The sequence below is a fragment of the Bacillus sp. XF8 genome (assembly GCF_017498755.1).
Taxonomy (GTDB): Bacteria; Bacillota; Bacilli; order Bacillales; family Bacillaceae_G; genus Bacillus_A; species Bacillus_A bingmayongensis.
The window spans coordinates 126,191-139,961 of the sequence record NZ_JAGDQK010000005.1 but is presented as its reverse complement, the minus strand read 5'-3'; the positions used below and the strand labels follow the sequence as shown (position 1 = coordinate 139,961).

The following is a 13,771-nucleotide window of genomic DNA, read 5'->3' as shown; positions in this document are numbered from 1 at the left end:
TAAAAGGGGAGGACGCAAAAAAGTCCCTATCGGAAAATCCGATAGGGACGATAGAAATCGCGGTACCACCCTACTTGTAAACAAAAAATTGTTTACCACTCACTTTAAGATAACGGAAAGATCCGTCTTCCTCTTCATGCATACTCGCACTACGGGAAAGAAGCTCCAGAATTGTAATTCACGCTTGTATATGTACTGATTCGCACCAACCATCAGTTCTCTGATTCAGGGATATAAGTCGCTACTAGGATTCCTTCAAAGCCGATATATAATTCGTTCAACTAAACTATGTTCTGTATTATAAAACTATATTTGAAAAGTTGTCAACAATAATTTTATTTAAATATTAGATAAGGGGAACGATAAGTGAGAATTATCTATAGGAGGATAGGAACAGATGTGGAAAAAAATAATTGTTTTGATTGTTTGTGTTTACCGTTTATGTGAAGCTGTGCCTACTGTTCAAGCTGAAACAAAAGATATACAAGTCGCATTTATTCGTAACCATGATCTCTGGATAAAAATTGATAGGAAAGAAAAACAAATAACAAAAGGAGAGTACATAACAAAGCCAAAATGGTCACACGATGGAAAATGGATTGCATATGTAAAGGGGGAGGAACAAAATCAGCTTGAATTGTACCGGATTGCGGATGGAAAAAAGGTTGTTCCGTTTCATGCAGAAGCAATTAATTACCAATGGTCACCGATAGAAAACACAATTGCATTTGAATTTACAGGCACGTTAAATATATTTGATGCAGAAAAAAAGAATGCGAAATTTGAAAATGTATCATCAGGTGTAGGAGACTATGCATGGTATCCAGATGGAAAGAAATTTCTTGTTTCATCTGAGGCGCAGTTGCTTCCGACGGGTTGGACAGGAGCGCAGTTATACGAAGTGCAAAAGGATGCTGGAATGAATCCGCATAAAATGAAGCATCTATATTCATTACCAAGTCAGCATGATGATTTTTTAGCTTATGTTGCCAGTAGATTTAAGTGGTCGCCAAATCAAAAATGGATTGCATTTTTAGCTGTTCCAACTGCTTCGTGGTCAGCGGATAGTAATACACTATGTTTTCTAAAGGCAGATGGAAGTCGTTTTGAAAGAGTAGATGAAATGCTCTTAAATAGCAAATGGTTTGGGTGGGCTCCAACGAAAAATATATTAGCATATATTGAGGGAAGTGGGAGATTTGCGTTAGAAAATAAACATTTGAAAATAAAAGAAGTACCTGCCCTCCAGCAAGAAAAATTCACTCCAAAAGGATATGTCGATTGGGATTTTACATGGCAGGATAATGAACTTATTACACTTTCAAGAGCGAAGGAAATGGAATGGTCAAACGAGCAAGAAAAAAGGTCATTGCCTTCTTTATACCAAGTAAATATTCAATCAAATCGACAGCGTCAAATCACAACTCCTTCCCCAAAATATGGAGATTACAATCCGCTTTATGTAAAACGAGAGAATCAGCTGACATGGATACGTTCTGATCGTAAAAAGGCAGATATGTGGTCGGCGAATGGGGATGGATCAAGAGCGAAGAAATGGATTGAAAATATAGATGTACCTCCGTGGTATTATGAGAAATGGAATTGGGAAGATGTTATTTCTGTAAAAGAAGATTGAAAGAGCCACCTGAAATTTAGGTGGCTCTTTCTGTTTATCCCGCTATTTGCGGGCAGTAAGATCTTCGCTGATAGAAGTTTTACTTTATAATGTTTAACGGTTATTTGTGCGTTTTATTTGGTTTCTTTTTCCCAGGATTTCCTTTACCTTGGTGCTTTCTATTTTGTTCGTCTTTTGCTTGTTTCTCGTGTATTGTGTCTAAAAAATCGTTTGAGTTGCTCATTGATATATCCTCCTCAGAGTTTCGTTTTATCTCTGTTACTATAACCATTTGGAAGGGAAATCATGAGTTGACACGGGAAGGAATTTAGAAAAGGATATGGAAGACCAAAGGGTATGGAAATAAAAAAATGATCTATTTCATTTTTTATCCCGCATTAACGGGCAGTAATACTCCCACCTAATAACTCTGCGAAAGCAAAGAAGTTAGGTGGAAGATAAACTGCCCGTAAAAGCCCGATTGGTGCGGGCTGATAATCAGTGGGGGATGGAGAAAACCCCCACTAATTAAAGTTTCACTTTATGGAAAGGAATAAAAATATGAAACTTATTTTCATAAGACATGGTGAAGGGAAACATACAAAAGATTTACCGATGAGCTTGCAATTAGAAAATCCACCTTTGACAAAAGAAGGCGAAAAACAAGCGTTGTTACTTCAAAGCAGTTTACCACTACAAGAAAGCGATATATTAATCGCAAGCCCCACGCTTCGAACATTACAAACTGCCGCAATATGGAGCTCACAAGTAGTTTGTCGCAAAATAATACATCCTTATATTTCTCCACGTATTTTTCCTTATCGTGAAGAAGCAAGAACATTACCGTGTGATCGATTATTAAGTAAAAAGGTTATTCAAGATGTATTTCCTAATTTTTCTTTAAGAGAAAGTATAAACATTATGTTATGGAACGAGGGAATCAATACGATTTCAGAGAAGGGATTTCAAACTAGAGTGGATGAGTTCATTAATTGGTGTTATACATTAAAGGCAGAAAGAGTCTGCATTGTCTCACATGATGGAACAATCACAGCATATAGACAATATCTACAAAAACAAATACTAACAAGAGAAGACTTCTTAGAAGAAACAGGTGTATATGAAATGAACTTATGAAGGAGGCTTTCATTTGAATATTGCATTAGTAGTTGGTGATAATTCTGATTTAGAGGCACAATCGCTTCGAGCGACGCTTGAGTATTTTGGAGCAAGAGTTATTACATATTGGATTGGCAGACCGCGCGATTTGATGGATGTTCTTTCAGGGGAAATTTTGTATAAAGATATAGAGTATATTATTTTTTGCTTTCATGGTGATGAAGATGAATTTGTAATGGGGGAATTAGGTAAAGATGTATATGAAGAAGATGAGCCGAGAGGGAACTTTGGTGTAACTGAAATTAACCAATATGCAAGATTGCATAATAAATATATTATCAATAGTGGCTGTACTTTAGGAGACCCAAAACTTGCGAAGGCATTTTTAGATAGCGGTGCAAAAACATACGTTGGTTCAACAGATTATGTAGATGGAAATGCGGCACTTATGTTTACAATACGTTTATTTTACGGGATTATTAACCAGCAAAAAACAATAGATGATGCATTTCAAGATGCGAAATTATTAGACGGTGAGACTCGAACATTTCAATTATATAAGTGAAGAAATAACGTGTTTATCCGAATATAGGATAAGCACGTTTCACATTTATCACATAATTTTTTCACAAAACTTTAATGAAAATATTTATCAATTATGGTATGATGTTTTCAAGTTTTTACAGGGAAATAAAAGTAACTATACAAATATTAGTTTTTAACAATCTATGAAAACGTCACAAATTATTCATAATTAATGTTTGAAAAATAAGTAACTAATGTTATTATATTACCTGTAACTAACTTAATTACAACTTTAGGAGGAATATATGGTTATTCAATTTTTAAGAGAAAACAAAGCAGTTTCTTTTGTACTAGCAGTTATCCGTGTTTATCTGGGATACACATGGCTGATGGCTGGAATCGGTAAACTACAGGGAAAAGGATTTGATGCGACAGGTTATTTACAGGGAGCCATTGAAAAGTCAAAAGGGGCGCAACCAGCTGTGCAATCTTGGTGGGCATCATTTCTACAAGATTTTGCAATTCCGAATGTTGATATGTTTAACACACTTGTAACATGGGGAGAAATCCTAGTTGGAATAGGTTTAATTGTAGGTTGTTTAACGAAAACAGCTGTCTTTTTTGGCCTTGTAATGAACTTTTCCTATATGTTTAGTGGGTCTATAGGTGTAAATCCACAAATGGTTATTTTGTCTATGTTCGTTCTGGTTGCTGGTATGAATGCTGGAAAAATTGGAATTGATGGCTGGATTGTACCAAAATTATTAAGATCAAAAAATCAAAAGAGACAAAAGCAAGCTGCTTAATATATGAAACGGGTATCTCAAAGGTGAGATACCCGTTTTTGTTACTTTGTTGTTTGGATTGGATTTTTTTCAAAGAATTCTTTTACATAGCCCATAAATTCTTTCGGTTCTTGGCGAAATGGTGCGTGATAACCTTTTTCTATAATATGAAATGTGCTATTTTTTAAAAACTGATGATAAGATTCGCCTTCTTTCCATGACACACTACTATCATTTCTGCCCCAAATAATTAAAGTCGGAAGTTTAATTTCACTAGCATTAATACGAAGGCGTCTAGGCCACATTTTCATTTGATTATAATGTTCTGTATCATCGCGCTTAAATTTCACTTTGCTTTCATCATAATCTGTAATAGAAGAAACAGTATGTAAATCATTAGATAACTGTGGTTTAGGTGAAGCATTTCTGTTCGTTAATGATATAGCCCCAGTCGCGTCCGTTAAAATGAGATGGGTAACTGCAGCTGGATATAGGTATGTTAAATTAAGAGAAATTTCTCCCCCCATAGAGTGGCCAAGTACTGCAAATGTATCATAGCCTAGTTTTTTCATTAACTTATAATAAAGATTGGCATGATTTGGAAAAGAGTAGTGAAAATCCATCGGCTTGGAAGAATGACCAAAGCCTAAAATATCAATAGCGATAATCGTATGGTCTTTCGCTAGTTCTGAATAAATATCACGAAAGCCATCGGATGATCCGCCAAACCCATGAAGCATAAGTAAAGGTGGTTTCTTTTGACCAATTTGTTTAAAGTAAATGGTTTGTCCATCTATTTCGACCATTTTTTCATCTGTTGTTAGTTTTGTTTCAATTGTATTTTTTACTTGTTTTACTGCTTCAGCTGGTTTTTCTGTCGCATTACAACCCACTAATAATGTAAGAGCAAGGCAACTAACCATATAAGACTTCAGTTGCTTCAAGAAGGTGTCTCCTTTCTAACATAGCGCTGCATCCATCATAGCAAATAAATGGTCGCGATTTCCAGGGAGATGTTTCCCGTTTTTTATCATAAGAGGTGAAAGAAGTGTTTCTTGAAACTCTTTTGATTCCAAGTGTGTTCGGAATGTAAATTGTGGATGTGGAACATCTATACGTATTGTTCCGTTCCAGCTCGTACAAATTGATTGTAATAATTGGATTGCATCTTCTTCATGCTTTGCAATAAGAGGGGTAATGCAGAGTGTATCTCCTTTTTGTATACATAGTGCAAAAGATTCTATTCTATGGTTTCTTTCAATTTTAAATGCGAGTGTTGCTCTATTTAGTAATATTGAATAGAGCCTTGGACGATGTGCTCCTGTTACGATTTGATCAAGCTTAATGAGAGAGTGTAGATCATGCTGTGCAATTTGCTTAAAATGAGAGGGATTCATAGATGGATTCGTTACAAATTTTTCAAAGCGATGGATTGTTGTAATTGTCGTAAAGCCGTATGTTTGGTACAAGGGCATACCAGCATCTGTTGCAATGAGCATAACAGGAAGAGAAGACGGTGCTTGCTTTACACAAACATCGAGTAAAGTGCGGCCAAGTCCTTGTTTTTGAAAATTGGGATGGGCCATTAGCATACCGATAGAAGAAAATCCAGATTCGGAAGGGAATACCCCGCCAGTAGCAATCAGTTTTTCATTATGTGTATAGCCAAATAAACTTCCAATTGACAGGTACATTTCAAATTGTTTTCGCATAAATAATTTAGGCTGTAACCATCCAACAGTCTCGCAAAGAGAAATGAGCTGTGAAATACTAGAGTCATTTAGTTTTTGTATTTGCATATTGAATCACCACATTTCTAATCTAGTAGAAATATTTTATCATGAAACAATAAATATTCAGTTATAAATAGAGAGAATGTAAAGCAATAATGTAAAGTTTTGAAAAATCCACACGAGATTCTTTCGGTTTTATAAAGGTGATAAAGCTTGATAATATAAGACAAAGATATACAAATTATAATGAAAATTTACATAACTTAACAAAATGTTTACATATAACTAACTTGTCCTTAATAGTCTTCCGTTAAATTGGGTATTGGGAACTTAATAACCTATTAGGGGGACATAAAAAGTGAAAAAGTTTATGAAGAAAGCATGGCCATTTGCGGTTGTGACATCGTTAGCACTTACTTCAGTCGTAACGTGGGGAGTGACACGTTCGGATGTAATTAAAGCGGACGGAAAAGCAAGTGATCCAAAAATTAAGAATGTAATTGTTTTAATTGGGGATGGCATGGGACCTTCGTATATGACTGCTCATCGTTATATGAAAGATAATCCAAAATCGTTTGAAATGGATTCAACAGAATTTGATAAACATCTTGTAGGAGCCCAAAAAACATATCCAGAAGATGAGCATCAAAATATTACAGATTCTGCATCAGCGGCAACAGCGATGGCAGCAGGTGTGAAAACATATAATGCAGCAATTTCGGTGGATAATGATAAGACAGAAGTAAAAACAGTGCTCGAACAAGCAAAAGAACAAGGGAAATCAACAGGTTTAGTTGCGACTTCTGAAATTACACATGCAACGCCAGCGGCTTTCGGTGCACATGATATTAGTCGTAAAAATATGGATGCAATTGCAAATGATTACTTTGATGAGAAAGTTAATGGAAAACATAAAGTAGATGTTCTTCTCGGTGGTGGTATGAATAACTTTGTAAGAAAAGATCGCAATCTTACAGAAGAGTTCAAGAAGTCTGGTTACAGCTATGTAACAGATCGTGAGCAATTATTAAATGATAAAAATGATCAAATTCTTGGTTTATTTGCACCAGGTGGTTTAGATAAAATGATTGATCGTAATGAAAAAACACCTTCATTAGAGGAAATGACAAATGCAGCGATTAATCGTTTAAATAAAAACGATAAAGGTTTCTTCTTAATGGTAGAAGGTAGTCAAATTGACTGGGCTGGACATGATAATGACGTTGTTGGTGCTATGAGTGAAATGGAAGACTTCGAGAAAGCATATAAAGCAGCGATTGAATTCGCGAAAAAAGATAAGCATACATTAGTTGTCGCAACAGCGGACCATTCTACTGGTGGATTCTCTCTAGGTGTAAACGGTGAATATAACTTTAATGCAAATGCAATTAAAGCAGCAAAACGCACACCAGACTTTATGGCAAATGAAATCGCAAAAGGTGCAAATGTAGAAGAAACTTTGAAAAAATATATTGATTTACAATTAACACCAGAAGAAATTAAATCTGTGAATGATATTGCTCCATCAAAAGATGTAACGAAAATTGATAATGCGATTGAAGAAATCTTCAATAAACGTTCATTTACAGGCTGGACAACAGGCGGACATACTGGTGAAGATGTGAACGTATATGCATTCGGACCAGGTAAATATCTATTCTCTGGCGTTCAAGAAAATACAAACTTAGCAAAACGTGTCTTCGATATTGTTGGTGGTGGTGACCCGAATAAAGGTAGACGCTAATTGTGAAGGGAAGCGAGGCATTTCGCCTCGCTTTTTTTCTTTTTAGGGGAGGAACATAGGATGAAAAATTTTACTAAGAAAATAGGGGTTTTTATTACAATGGGATTATTATTAATAGGATGCCAATCTCAACAAGAAACGCAGAAAAAAGAGGTAGAGAAGAAAGACGTCACGGTGAAACAGGAAGCAAAGAAATTTGTAACACCGGAAGATGAAAAAGAAGTTCGAAGTGTGATTGAGGCGTTTGTTCAAACGACAAACGAAAAGAACTTCGATCAACATATGGCTTTGTTTTCGAGCAAAATTGTTGGTGCTGAAGATTTACGAACACAAAAGGAAGCTGCATTTCAAAGAGAAAATAAGAAAATTGAATTGAATCGTGTTCAAGTGAAAAGTTCTAAAGGTGATTTTGTCATTGTTGAAACGGAAGAAAAAGAAATAGATAGTGGAAGCTCCCTTCAGAAAAAGGTACGGTATGCACTAGGAAAAGAAGATGTACATTGGAAAATTGAAGAAGTCCGTACGATAGAAAAGAAATAAAAAAGGTTCTCGCACGAGGAGAACCTTTTTCATAATGGTAGTAAAATTTGGTTGGAACATGCTTCAATCTCATCAATATCTTGACGAATGGTTGCCATTTTATTATCAAGCTCTTCAGCTTTCATGGCAGCATCATGGAGTTCATCTTTTAAATAATCGGGGATATTCCCTTCATATTTATAGTAGAGTTTATGCTCTAAACTTGCCCAGAAGTCCATAGCGAGTGTGCGCAATTGAATTTCCGCAAATACTTCTTTTGTACCAGAATTTAAAGCTAGTGGATACTTAATAATCATATGCAAACTTTTATATCCGTTTTGCTTTGGGTTAGCGATGTAGTCTTTTACTTCTACAATTTCCATATCTTCACGATTTTCAATGACTTGTTTCAAGTGGTAAATATCTTCAACGAAGCAGCATGTAATTCGGATGCCGATAATATCTTGCAAATGTGTTTGCGCGTTTTCAATCGTTGGTGCCAAATTTTTGCGCTCGAGTTTTTTAACGATGCTTTCAGGCTGTTTCAATCTTGTTTTTATATGTTCAAACGGGTTATAGTCCTCTAAAAATTGAGCTTCCCGGTTCATAATTTCGAATTTTGTTTTTAACTCTTCTAAAGCGAATGTATAAGGTAATACAAATGCTTTCCAATAGTTAACGGTTGATTGATTATATTTCATTTATATACACACCTTTTCATATTTGCAAATAAGGTTGCTTATTATACTAAATACCAAATCATATAAGCGCATGCTGCAAATGATGAGATCATAAAACGGTATTTTGCTTTCATTATTTTTAACTCCTTTCTAAGTAGTTTTCATATATCAATAAATTGGATTGTTAGTAAATTGATTATGTACAATTCTAATAGTAATGGATTGATGTGAATTTCGTATGAACTAATTGTTTCAGTTTTTTGTCTTTTTAGAATGATTGTTAAAAAGGCGAATTGACAAAACAAATAATAGCATTTATAGTATAAAACGTAATCATTACGTTTTAGTTGCGATCTTTAAAGAAAAGGAGGCCTACATATGCGTGTAAACATTACATTAGCTTGTACAGAATGCGGTGATCGTAATTATATTACGAAAAAGAATAAGCGAAATAATCCGGAACGTATTGAACTAAAAAAATACTGTCCACGATTAAAGCGAGTAACATTACATCGTGAAACGAAGTAAAGCAGCTAGAGAAATCTAGCTGTTTTTATGTATATATAAATGGCATTCCAGTTGAGGGCTCATTGGTTAGGATTAATATCGATACAGAAACAGGAGACGTTACAATGTATAGTGGGATATCTCAAAGTGTAATAAAAGAGTTACTTACTTATGAAACAAGTGCAAGAATACGAAAAGAGCAGGCGTTACAAACATATAGAAGTGCTCTTCGTGTTGAATTACAGTGGCATGAAAATCATGATACAGATACACCGAAATATGAACTGATTTATAAACAAACGACAACTGAGAGTGGTGAAGCGTATCATATTGTTTCTTTCATGAGACGAGAAATCCGCTATATTGATGCGCATACAGGAGAGGTAATTTGGAGTAAATAGGACAAGTTTTAAGAAATTCTTGTGGTTATGCCACAAGAATTTTTTTATGCATCTTCATTCTTAAATGGGTACAGACACAAACACCCCCACGCCCACATACATATAGTAAAGACCACTATTTTGGCGGAGGTGAAGGGTTTGAGTCTATTCGCCGCAATTGGATACATGGTTCGCGAAGTGTTTGTATTTGTTTCTTATGTTAAAAACAATGCGTTTCCACAGCCATTGTCATCAGATGATGAAAAAAAGTACTTAGAGCTGATGGAGCAGGGTGATGCTCACGCGAGAAATCTTTTAATTGAACATAATTTACGGCTTGTGGCTCATATTGTTAAGAAATTTGAAAACACAGGTGAAGATGCGGAAGATTTAATTTCTATCGGAACAATTGGGCTCATCAAGGCAATTGAGAGTTATTCAGCAGGGAAAGGGACGAAGCTTGCGACATATGCAGCTCGTTGTATTGAAAATGAAATTTTAATGCATTTGCGTGTACTGAAGAAAACAAAAAAAGACGTTTCACTTCATGACCCGATTGGACAGGACAAAGAAGGTAATGAAATATCACTTATTGATATTTTGAAATCTGAATCTGAAGATGTAATTGATATGATTCAGCTTAGCATGGAATTAGAAAAAATTAAGGAGTATATCGATATTTTAGATGAACGAGAGAAAGAAGTGATTGTAAAAAGGTTTGGACTTGGCCTTGATAAGGAAAAAACGCAGCGGGAAATTGCGAAAGCACTAGGGATTTCAAGAAGTTACGTTTCCCGGATTGAGAAGCGGGCACTGATGAAAATGTTTCATGAATTTGTGCGAGCGGAGAAGGAGAAGAAGGGAAAAGCATAAAGATGAGTGAAATGGCTGCGGTTCAAACGCAGCCATTTTTCTTTTGATGAAAAGGGAATAAAACAAGAAACTCTAAGAAGAAATATACGTTCACTGTTGAAAATGACGGGTTCTATCTGTAATATTAGAAGGTGCTAACGAATTTAAGAATGAAATGGTACCTATTCTTTCTTTTTGTACGATCGGCTTGGTTTATAATAAGTGAACATAAAAAACACTTTCAGAAGTTTCACTGTATGATATAGAAAGAAAAGAAGGGAAAGCTAAACTTAATTGTTCATTAAGACTTATTAGGAGGTTTCGCGGTTTGCGACGTACATTATATCGACTCATGATCGAACTTACAAACGGGCGTTTTACTTCTTATATATTACGTAAATTTGCACAGTCTCGCTTAAGTTCCATTATTCTTTCGTCTTATGCAAAAGCGTTTCAATTGAATCAGGATGAGATGGAAAAGGATTTAAAGGAATATCGAACGCTGCATGAATTATTTACACGTAAGTTGAAAGAAGGAAAACGAGAAATAGATGCAGCGGCATCAAGTATTGTTAGTCCTGTTGATGGGGTATTTGCTGATCATGGCCCTATTGAAGAAACGAAAACATTTGATATTAAAGGCAAGCGCTATTCGATTGTGGATATGCTAGGTAATGAAGAGCGAGCAAGGCGTTATGCCGGCGGTACATATATGGTTATTTATTTAAGTCCAAGTCATTATCATCGTATTCATAGCCCGCTATCTGGTACTGTGACAGAGCGATTTGTACTTGGAAGAAAATCATATCCAGTAAACGCAGCAGGAATGAAATATGGAAAAGAGCCGTTGTCAAAGAATTATCGTTCTGTTACAGAAGTTGATAGTGAAGGACAACATATGGCGCTTGTAAAAGTAGGAGCTATGTTTGTAAATAGTATTGAACTTCTTCATGAAAGAAACACTGTTCAAAAAGGTGAAGAGATGGCATACTTTACATTTGGTTCAACAGTCGTTTTACTGTTTGAAAAAGGAATGGTTGAAGTTGTTTCAACGCTAACGAGTGGCCAAGAACTTTGCGTTGGTGAAAAAATTGCAACTCGCTTATCTTGATGGTAGCGGGCGGTAAAAGTTTTATCACAAACTTGTGAGGGCACCAAGAAGTTAGATGGGCTTATGTGCTAGGTGAAAAGTTCCCAAGGATGGAAGTTTCATTTTATAAAAGAGCCATCTTGAGGATGGCTCTTTTTACAGGTGAAGCAGTAATCTATATGTACTCAAGACGATTTGGCAAGCTTGTCCTCTAATGATCGCCGGATGATTTCTTGTTTTATAAGTAAAATGAAGTCAGGATTTAATTTTAGTTCTTTTGCTTTATAATAAGACTCAGTGAGTAACTCAGTAGATAACTGTTCCATATGTTTCATTTTCAAGGTGAGTCACCTCCGATAATAAGGATAGGTTCTTTGTTGCATCTACTGTATCAAAAAATTATGACAGTCACAAACGACTGGTTATCCACATATCACCGTGGATAAGATGTGTATGAAATGTTAATAAATTGCGAATTAACTGAAAAGTTAATGTGGAAAATGTGTACAATGTTATCCACAATCTATTTATCGAAAAATGTTGTCGAAAAATTTTATGAAAACTCCTCAAAGAGGTGAAAGAAATTGAAATTATTTTTACCAAATGAATACGTAAAAAACGTATATCATGTTCAACCAGAAGATTTAATAAAACGCGGGATAAAAGGTATTATCACTGACTTAGATAACACTTTAATTGAATGGGATCGTCCTAATGCAACACCTAAGCTTGAACAATGGTTTTTAAAAATGAAAGAGCATGGCATTCAAGTAACGGTCGTTTCTAATAATAATGAGCAACGAGTAAAGGACTTTGCAGATCCACTTGGAATTCCGTTTATTCATAGTGCACGTAAACCATTGGTTCGTGCGTTTAAACGTGCCATGCAAAAAATGAATTTAAGACCTGATGAAGTAGTAGTAATTGGAGATCAATTGCTAACGGACGTACTAGGCGGAAATCGTGTTGGTCTTCATACGATTTTAGTTGTACCAGTAGCACAAACAGACGGGCTAGTAACGCGATTTAATCGAAAGATTGAACGCAGACTTATGAGGAATATGAAGAAAAAAGGTTTAATTAACTGGGAGGAATAAAGTTTGACTGAAACAATTAAATGTATTGGTTGCGGTGTAGAAATTCAAACAGAGCATAAAAATGAAGTCGGGTATGCGCCAGCTTCATCTTTAGAGAAAGAACAAGTGATCTGTCAACGTTGTTTCCGTTTAAAGAACTATAATGAAATTCAAGATGTGTCTTTAACAGATGATGATTTCTTGCGTATTTTAAATGGAATTGGACAATCAGATGCACTTGTTGTCAAGATTGTAGATATTTTTGACTTCAATGGTAGCTGGTTACCAGGCTTACATCGTTTTGTAGGGAATAACAAAGTATTGCTTGTTGGAAATAAATCGGATTTAATTCCAAAGTCAGTAAAGCATGATAAAGTAAAACATTGGATGCGTTATAGTGCAAAGCAACTTGGATTAAAACCAGAAGATGTCTTTTTAATTAGTGCAGCAAAAGGACAAGGTATCCGTGAACTTGCTGAGGCGATTGAACAATACCGCGGTGGTAAGGATGTATACGTTGTAGGGTGTACGAATGTTGGAAAATCCACGTTTATTAATCGCATGATTAAAGAATTTAGTGAAGAAACTGAGAATGTAATTACAACATCTCATTTCCCAGGAACAACACTTGATTTAATTGATATTCCATTAGATGAAACATCTTCTTTATATGATACACCGGGTATTATTAATCACCACCAAATGGCACATTACGTTGGAAAGCAAAGCTTGAAGCTTATTACACCAACAAAGGAAATCAAGCCGATGGTATTCCAATTAAACGAGGAACAAACATTATTCTTCGGTGGATTAGCACGATTTGATTATATTAGTGGTGGTCGCCGTGCGTTCACTTGTCATTTATCAAACCGTTTACCAATTCATCGTACAAAACTTGAAAAAGCAGATGAATTGTATGAAAAACATGCTGGAGAATTATTAAATCCACCAACTCCAGAAGAACTAGAAAATATGCCTGGGCTTGTGAAATACGAATTTAATATTCGTGAGCCAAAAACAGATGTTGTATTCTCTGGATTAGGATGGGTTACTGTAAATGAGCCTGGGGCAAAGATTGTGGCTCATGTACCAAAAGGAGTTAGTGTTTCATTACGTAAATCTTTAATTTAATATGGAGAGGAATTT

At 35.4% G+C, this 13,771-nt stretch carries 17 protein-coding genes and 1 other annotated feature; of the genes, 12 read left to right on the top strand and 5 right to left on the bottom strand.

The window, feature by feature from the left end; all coding sequences use genetic code 11:
* Positions 1-40: 40 nt before the first annotated feature.
* Positions 41-268: a binding site (T-box leader), on the bottom strand.
* 129 nt (positions 269-397) lie between these two features.
* On the top strand, positions 398-1,636 hold the full coding sequence (locus tag J4P91_RS06060; RefSeq protein ID WP_207993247.1) for a TolB family protein: 1,239 nt from the start codon (positions 398-400) through the stop codon (positions 1,634-1,636).
* 100 nt (positions 1,637-1,736) lie between these two features.
* On the opposite strand, the gene J4P91_RS06055 is transcribed toward J4P91_RS06060, so the two are convergent.
* Positions 1,737-1,859: a DUF4023 domain-containing protein gene (locus J4P91_RS06055; RefSeq protein ID WP_000071859.1), complete on the bottom strand. Its 123-nt coding sequence runs from the start codon at positions 1,857-1,859 to the stop codon at positions 1,737-1,739.
* A gap of 317 nt (positions 1,860-2,176) precedes the next feature.
* Here J4P91_RS06055 and J4P91_RS06050 point away from each other — a divergent pair, with 317 nt between their 5' ends.
* From J4P91_RS06050 to J4P91_RS06040, 3 genes are all read left to right on the top strand, one after another.
* Positions 2,177-2,752, top strand: coding sequence for a histidine phosphatase family protein (locus J4P91_RS06050; protein ID WP_207993246.1), 576 nt, complete (start codon positions 2,177-2,179; stop codon positions 2,750-2,752).
* Between the two features lie 13 nt (positions 2,753-2,765).
* Complete coding sequence (locus J4P91_RS06045) at positions 2,766-3,299, top strand: delta-aminolevulinic acid dehydratase (RefSeq protein WP_207993245.1); 534 nt, start codon at positions 2,766-2,768, stop codon at positions 3,297-3,299.
* A gap of 265 nt (positions 3,300-3,564) precedes the next feature.
* Entirely contained in the window at positions 3,565-4,065 is a 501-nt protein-coding gene (locus J4P91_RS06040) for a DoxX family protein (RefSeq protein ID WP_207993244.1), read from the top strand.
* A 41-nt stretch (positions 4,066-4,106) separates the two neighbouring features.
* Here the strand turns inward: J4P91_RS06040 and J4P91_RS06035 are convergent, their stop codons facing one another.
* Both J4P91_RS06035 and J4P91_RS06030 read right to left on the bottom strand, forming a co-directional pair.
* The gene (locus J4P91_RS06035; RefSeq protein WP_374192017.1) at positions 4,107-4,967 is read right to left on the bottom strand and encodes an alpha/beta fold hydrolase; all 861 of its coding nucleotides are present in this window, start codon (positions 4,965-4,967) and stop codon (positions 4,107-4,109) included.
* Positions 4,968-5,003: 36 nt separating this feature from the next.
* Positions 5,004-5,843 (bottom strand): GNAT family N-acetyltransferase, encoded by an 840-nt coding sequence (locus tag J4P91_RS06030; RefSeq protein ID WP_207993242.1) that lies wholly within the window; start codon positions 5,841-5,843, stop codon positions 5,004-5,006.
* Positions 5,844-6,135: 292 nt separating this feature from the next.
* On the opposite strand from J4P91_RS06030, the gene J4P91_RS06025 reads away from it, so the two are divergent.
* Both J4P91_RS06025 and J4P91_RS06020 read left to right on the top strand, forming a co-directional pair.
* Positions 6,136-7,521 carry an alkaline phosphatase gene (locus J4P91_RS06025; RefSeq protein WP_207993241.1) on the top strand — a complete coding sequence of 462 codons (1,386 nt, stop codon included), beginning with the start codon at positions 6,136-6,138 and terminating at the stop codon, positions 7,519-7,521.
* Positions 7,522-7,581: 60 nt separating this feature from the next.
* Positions 7,582-8,061, top strand: a complete 480-nt coding sequence (locus J4P91_RS06020) for a Cif family virulence factor (protein ID WP_207993240.1) — start codon at positions 7,582-7,584, stop codon at positions 8,059-8,061.
* A 29-nt stretch (positions 8,062-8,090) separates the two neighbouring features.
* On the opposite strand, the gene J4P91_RS06015 is transcribed toward J4P91_RS06020, so the two are convergent.
* Complete coding sequence (locus tag J4P91_RS06015; RefSeq protein ID WP_207993239.1) at positions 8,091-8,741, bottom strand: GTP pyrophosphokinase; 651 nt, start codon at positions 8,739-8,741, stop codon at positions 8,091-8,093.
* Between the two features lie 357 nt (positions 8,742-9,098).
* Between J4P91_RS06015 and rpmG the strand changes: the two genes are divergently transcribed.
* From rpmG to J4P91_RS05995, 4 genes are all read left to right on the top strand, one after another.
* Complete coding sequence (gene rpmG / locus J4P91_RS06010) at positions 9,099-9,248, top strand: 50S ribosomal protein L33 (protein ID WP_001265619.1); 150 nt, start codon at positions 9,099-9,101, stop codon at positions 9,246-9,248.
* 104 nt (positions 9,249-9,352) lie between these two features.
* A complete protein-coding gene (locus J4P91_RS06005) occupies positions 9,353-9,628 on the top strand; it encodes a hypothetical protein (RefSeq protein ID WP_207993238.1) in 276 nt (91 codons plus the stop codon).
* Positions 9,629-9,766: 138 nt separating this feature from the next.
* Positions 9,767-10,480: an RNA polymerase sporulation sigma factor SigK gene (sigK, locus tag J4P91_RS06000; RefSeq protein WP_207993237.1), complete on the top strand. Its 714-nt coding sequence runs from the start codon at positions 9,767-9,769 to the stop codon at positions 10,478-10,480.
* 307 nt (positions 10,481-10,787) lie between these two features.
* Positions 10,788-11,570 carry a phosphatidylserine decarboxylase gene (locus J4P91_RS05995; protein ID WP_207993236.1) on the top strand — a complete coding sequence of 261 codons (783 nt, stop codon included), beginning with the start codon at positions 10,788-10,790 and terminating at the stop codon, positions 11,568-11,570.
* A 164-nt stretch (positions 11,571-11,734) separates the two neighbouring features.
* Here the strand turns inward: J4P91_RS05995 and sda are convergent, their stop codons facing one another.
* A complete protein-coding gene (gene sda, locus J4P91_RS05990) occupies positions 11,735-11,890 on the bottom strand; it encodes a sporulation histidine kinase inhibitor Sda (protein WP_026589859.1) in 156 nt (51 codons plus the stop codon).
* Between the two features lie 243 nt (positions 11,891-12,133).
* On the opposite strand from sda, the gene J4P91_RS05985 reads away from it, so the two are divergent.
* The gene (locus J4P91_RS05985) at positions 12,134-12,646 is read left to right on the top strand and encodes a YqeG family HAD IIIA-type phosphatase (protein ID WP_207993235.1); all 513 of its coding nucleotides are present in this window, start codon (positions 12,134-12,136) and stop codon (positions 12,644-12,646) included.
* Between the two features lie 3 nt (positions 12,647-12,649).
* Positions 12,650-13,756: a ribosome biogenesis GTPase YqeH gene (gene yqeH / locus J4P91_RS05980; RefSeq protein ID WP_207993234.1), complete on the top strand. Its 1,107-nt coding sequence runs from the start codon at positions 12,650-12,652 to the stop codon at positions 13,754-13,756.
* Positions 13,757-13,771: the final 15 nt, after the last annotated feature.

Excerpts from the sequence above, each read along its gene's own strand:
- J4P91_RS06060 (WP_207993247.1), top strand. The coding sequence starts at position 398 with ATGTGGAAAAAAATAATTGTTTTGATTGTTTGTGTTTACCGTTTATGT.
- J4P91_RS06055 (WP_000071859.1), bottom strand. The coding sequence starts at position 1,859 with ATGAGCAACTCAAACGATTTTTTAGACACAATACACGAGAAACAAGCA.
- J4P91_RS06050 (WP_207993246.1), top strand. The coding sequence starts at position 2,177 with ATGAAACTTATTTTCATAAGACATGGTGAAGGGAAACATACAAAAGAT.
- J4P91_RS06040 (WP_207993244.1), top strand. The coding sequence starts at position 3,565 with ATGGTTATTCAATTTTTAAGAGAAAACAAAGCAGTTTCTTTTGTACTA.
- J4P91_RS06035 (WP_374192017.1), bottom strand. The coding sequence starts at position 4,967 with ATGGTTAGTTGCCTTGCTCTTACATTATTAGTGGGTTGTAATGCGACA.
- J4P91_RS06030 (WP_207993242.1), bottom strand. The coding sequence starts at position 5,843 with ATGCAAATACAAAAACTAAATGACTCTAGTATTTCACAGCTCATTTCT.
- J4P91_RS06020 (WP_207993240.1), top strand. The coding sequence starts at position 7,582 with ATGAAAAATTTTACTAAGAAAATAGGGGTTTTTATTACAATGGGATTA.
- J4P91_RS06015 (WP_207993239.1), bottom strand. The coding sequence starts at position 8,741 with ATGAAATATAATCAATCAACCGTTAACTATTGGAAAGCATTTGTATTA.
- rpmG (WP_001265619.1), top strand. The coding sequence starts at position 9,099 with ATGCGTGTAAACATTACATTAGCTTGTACAGAATGCGGTGATCGTAAT.
- J4P91_RS06005 (WP_207993238.1), top strand. The coding sequence starts at position 9,353 with ATGTATAGTGGGATATCTCAAAGTGTAATAAAAGAGTTACTTACTTAT.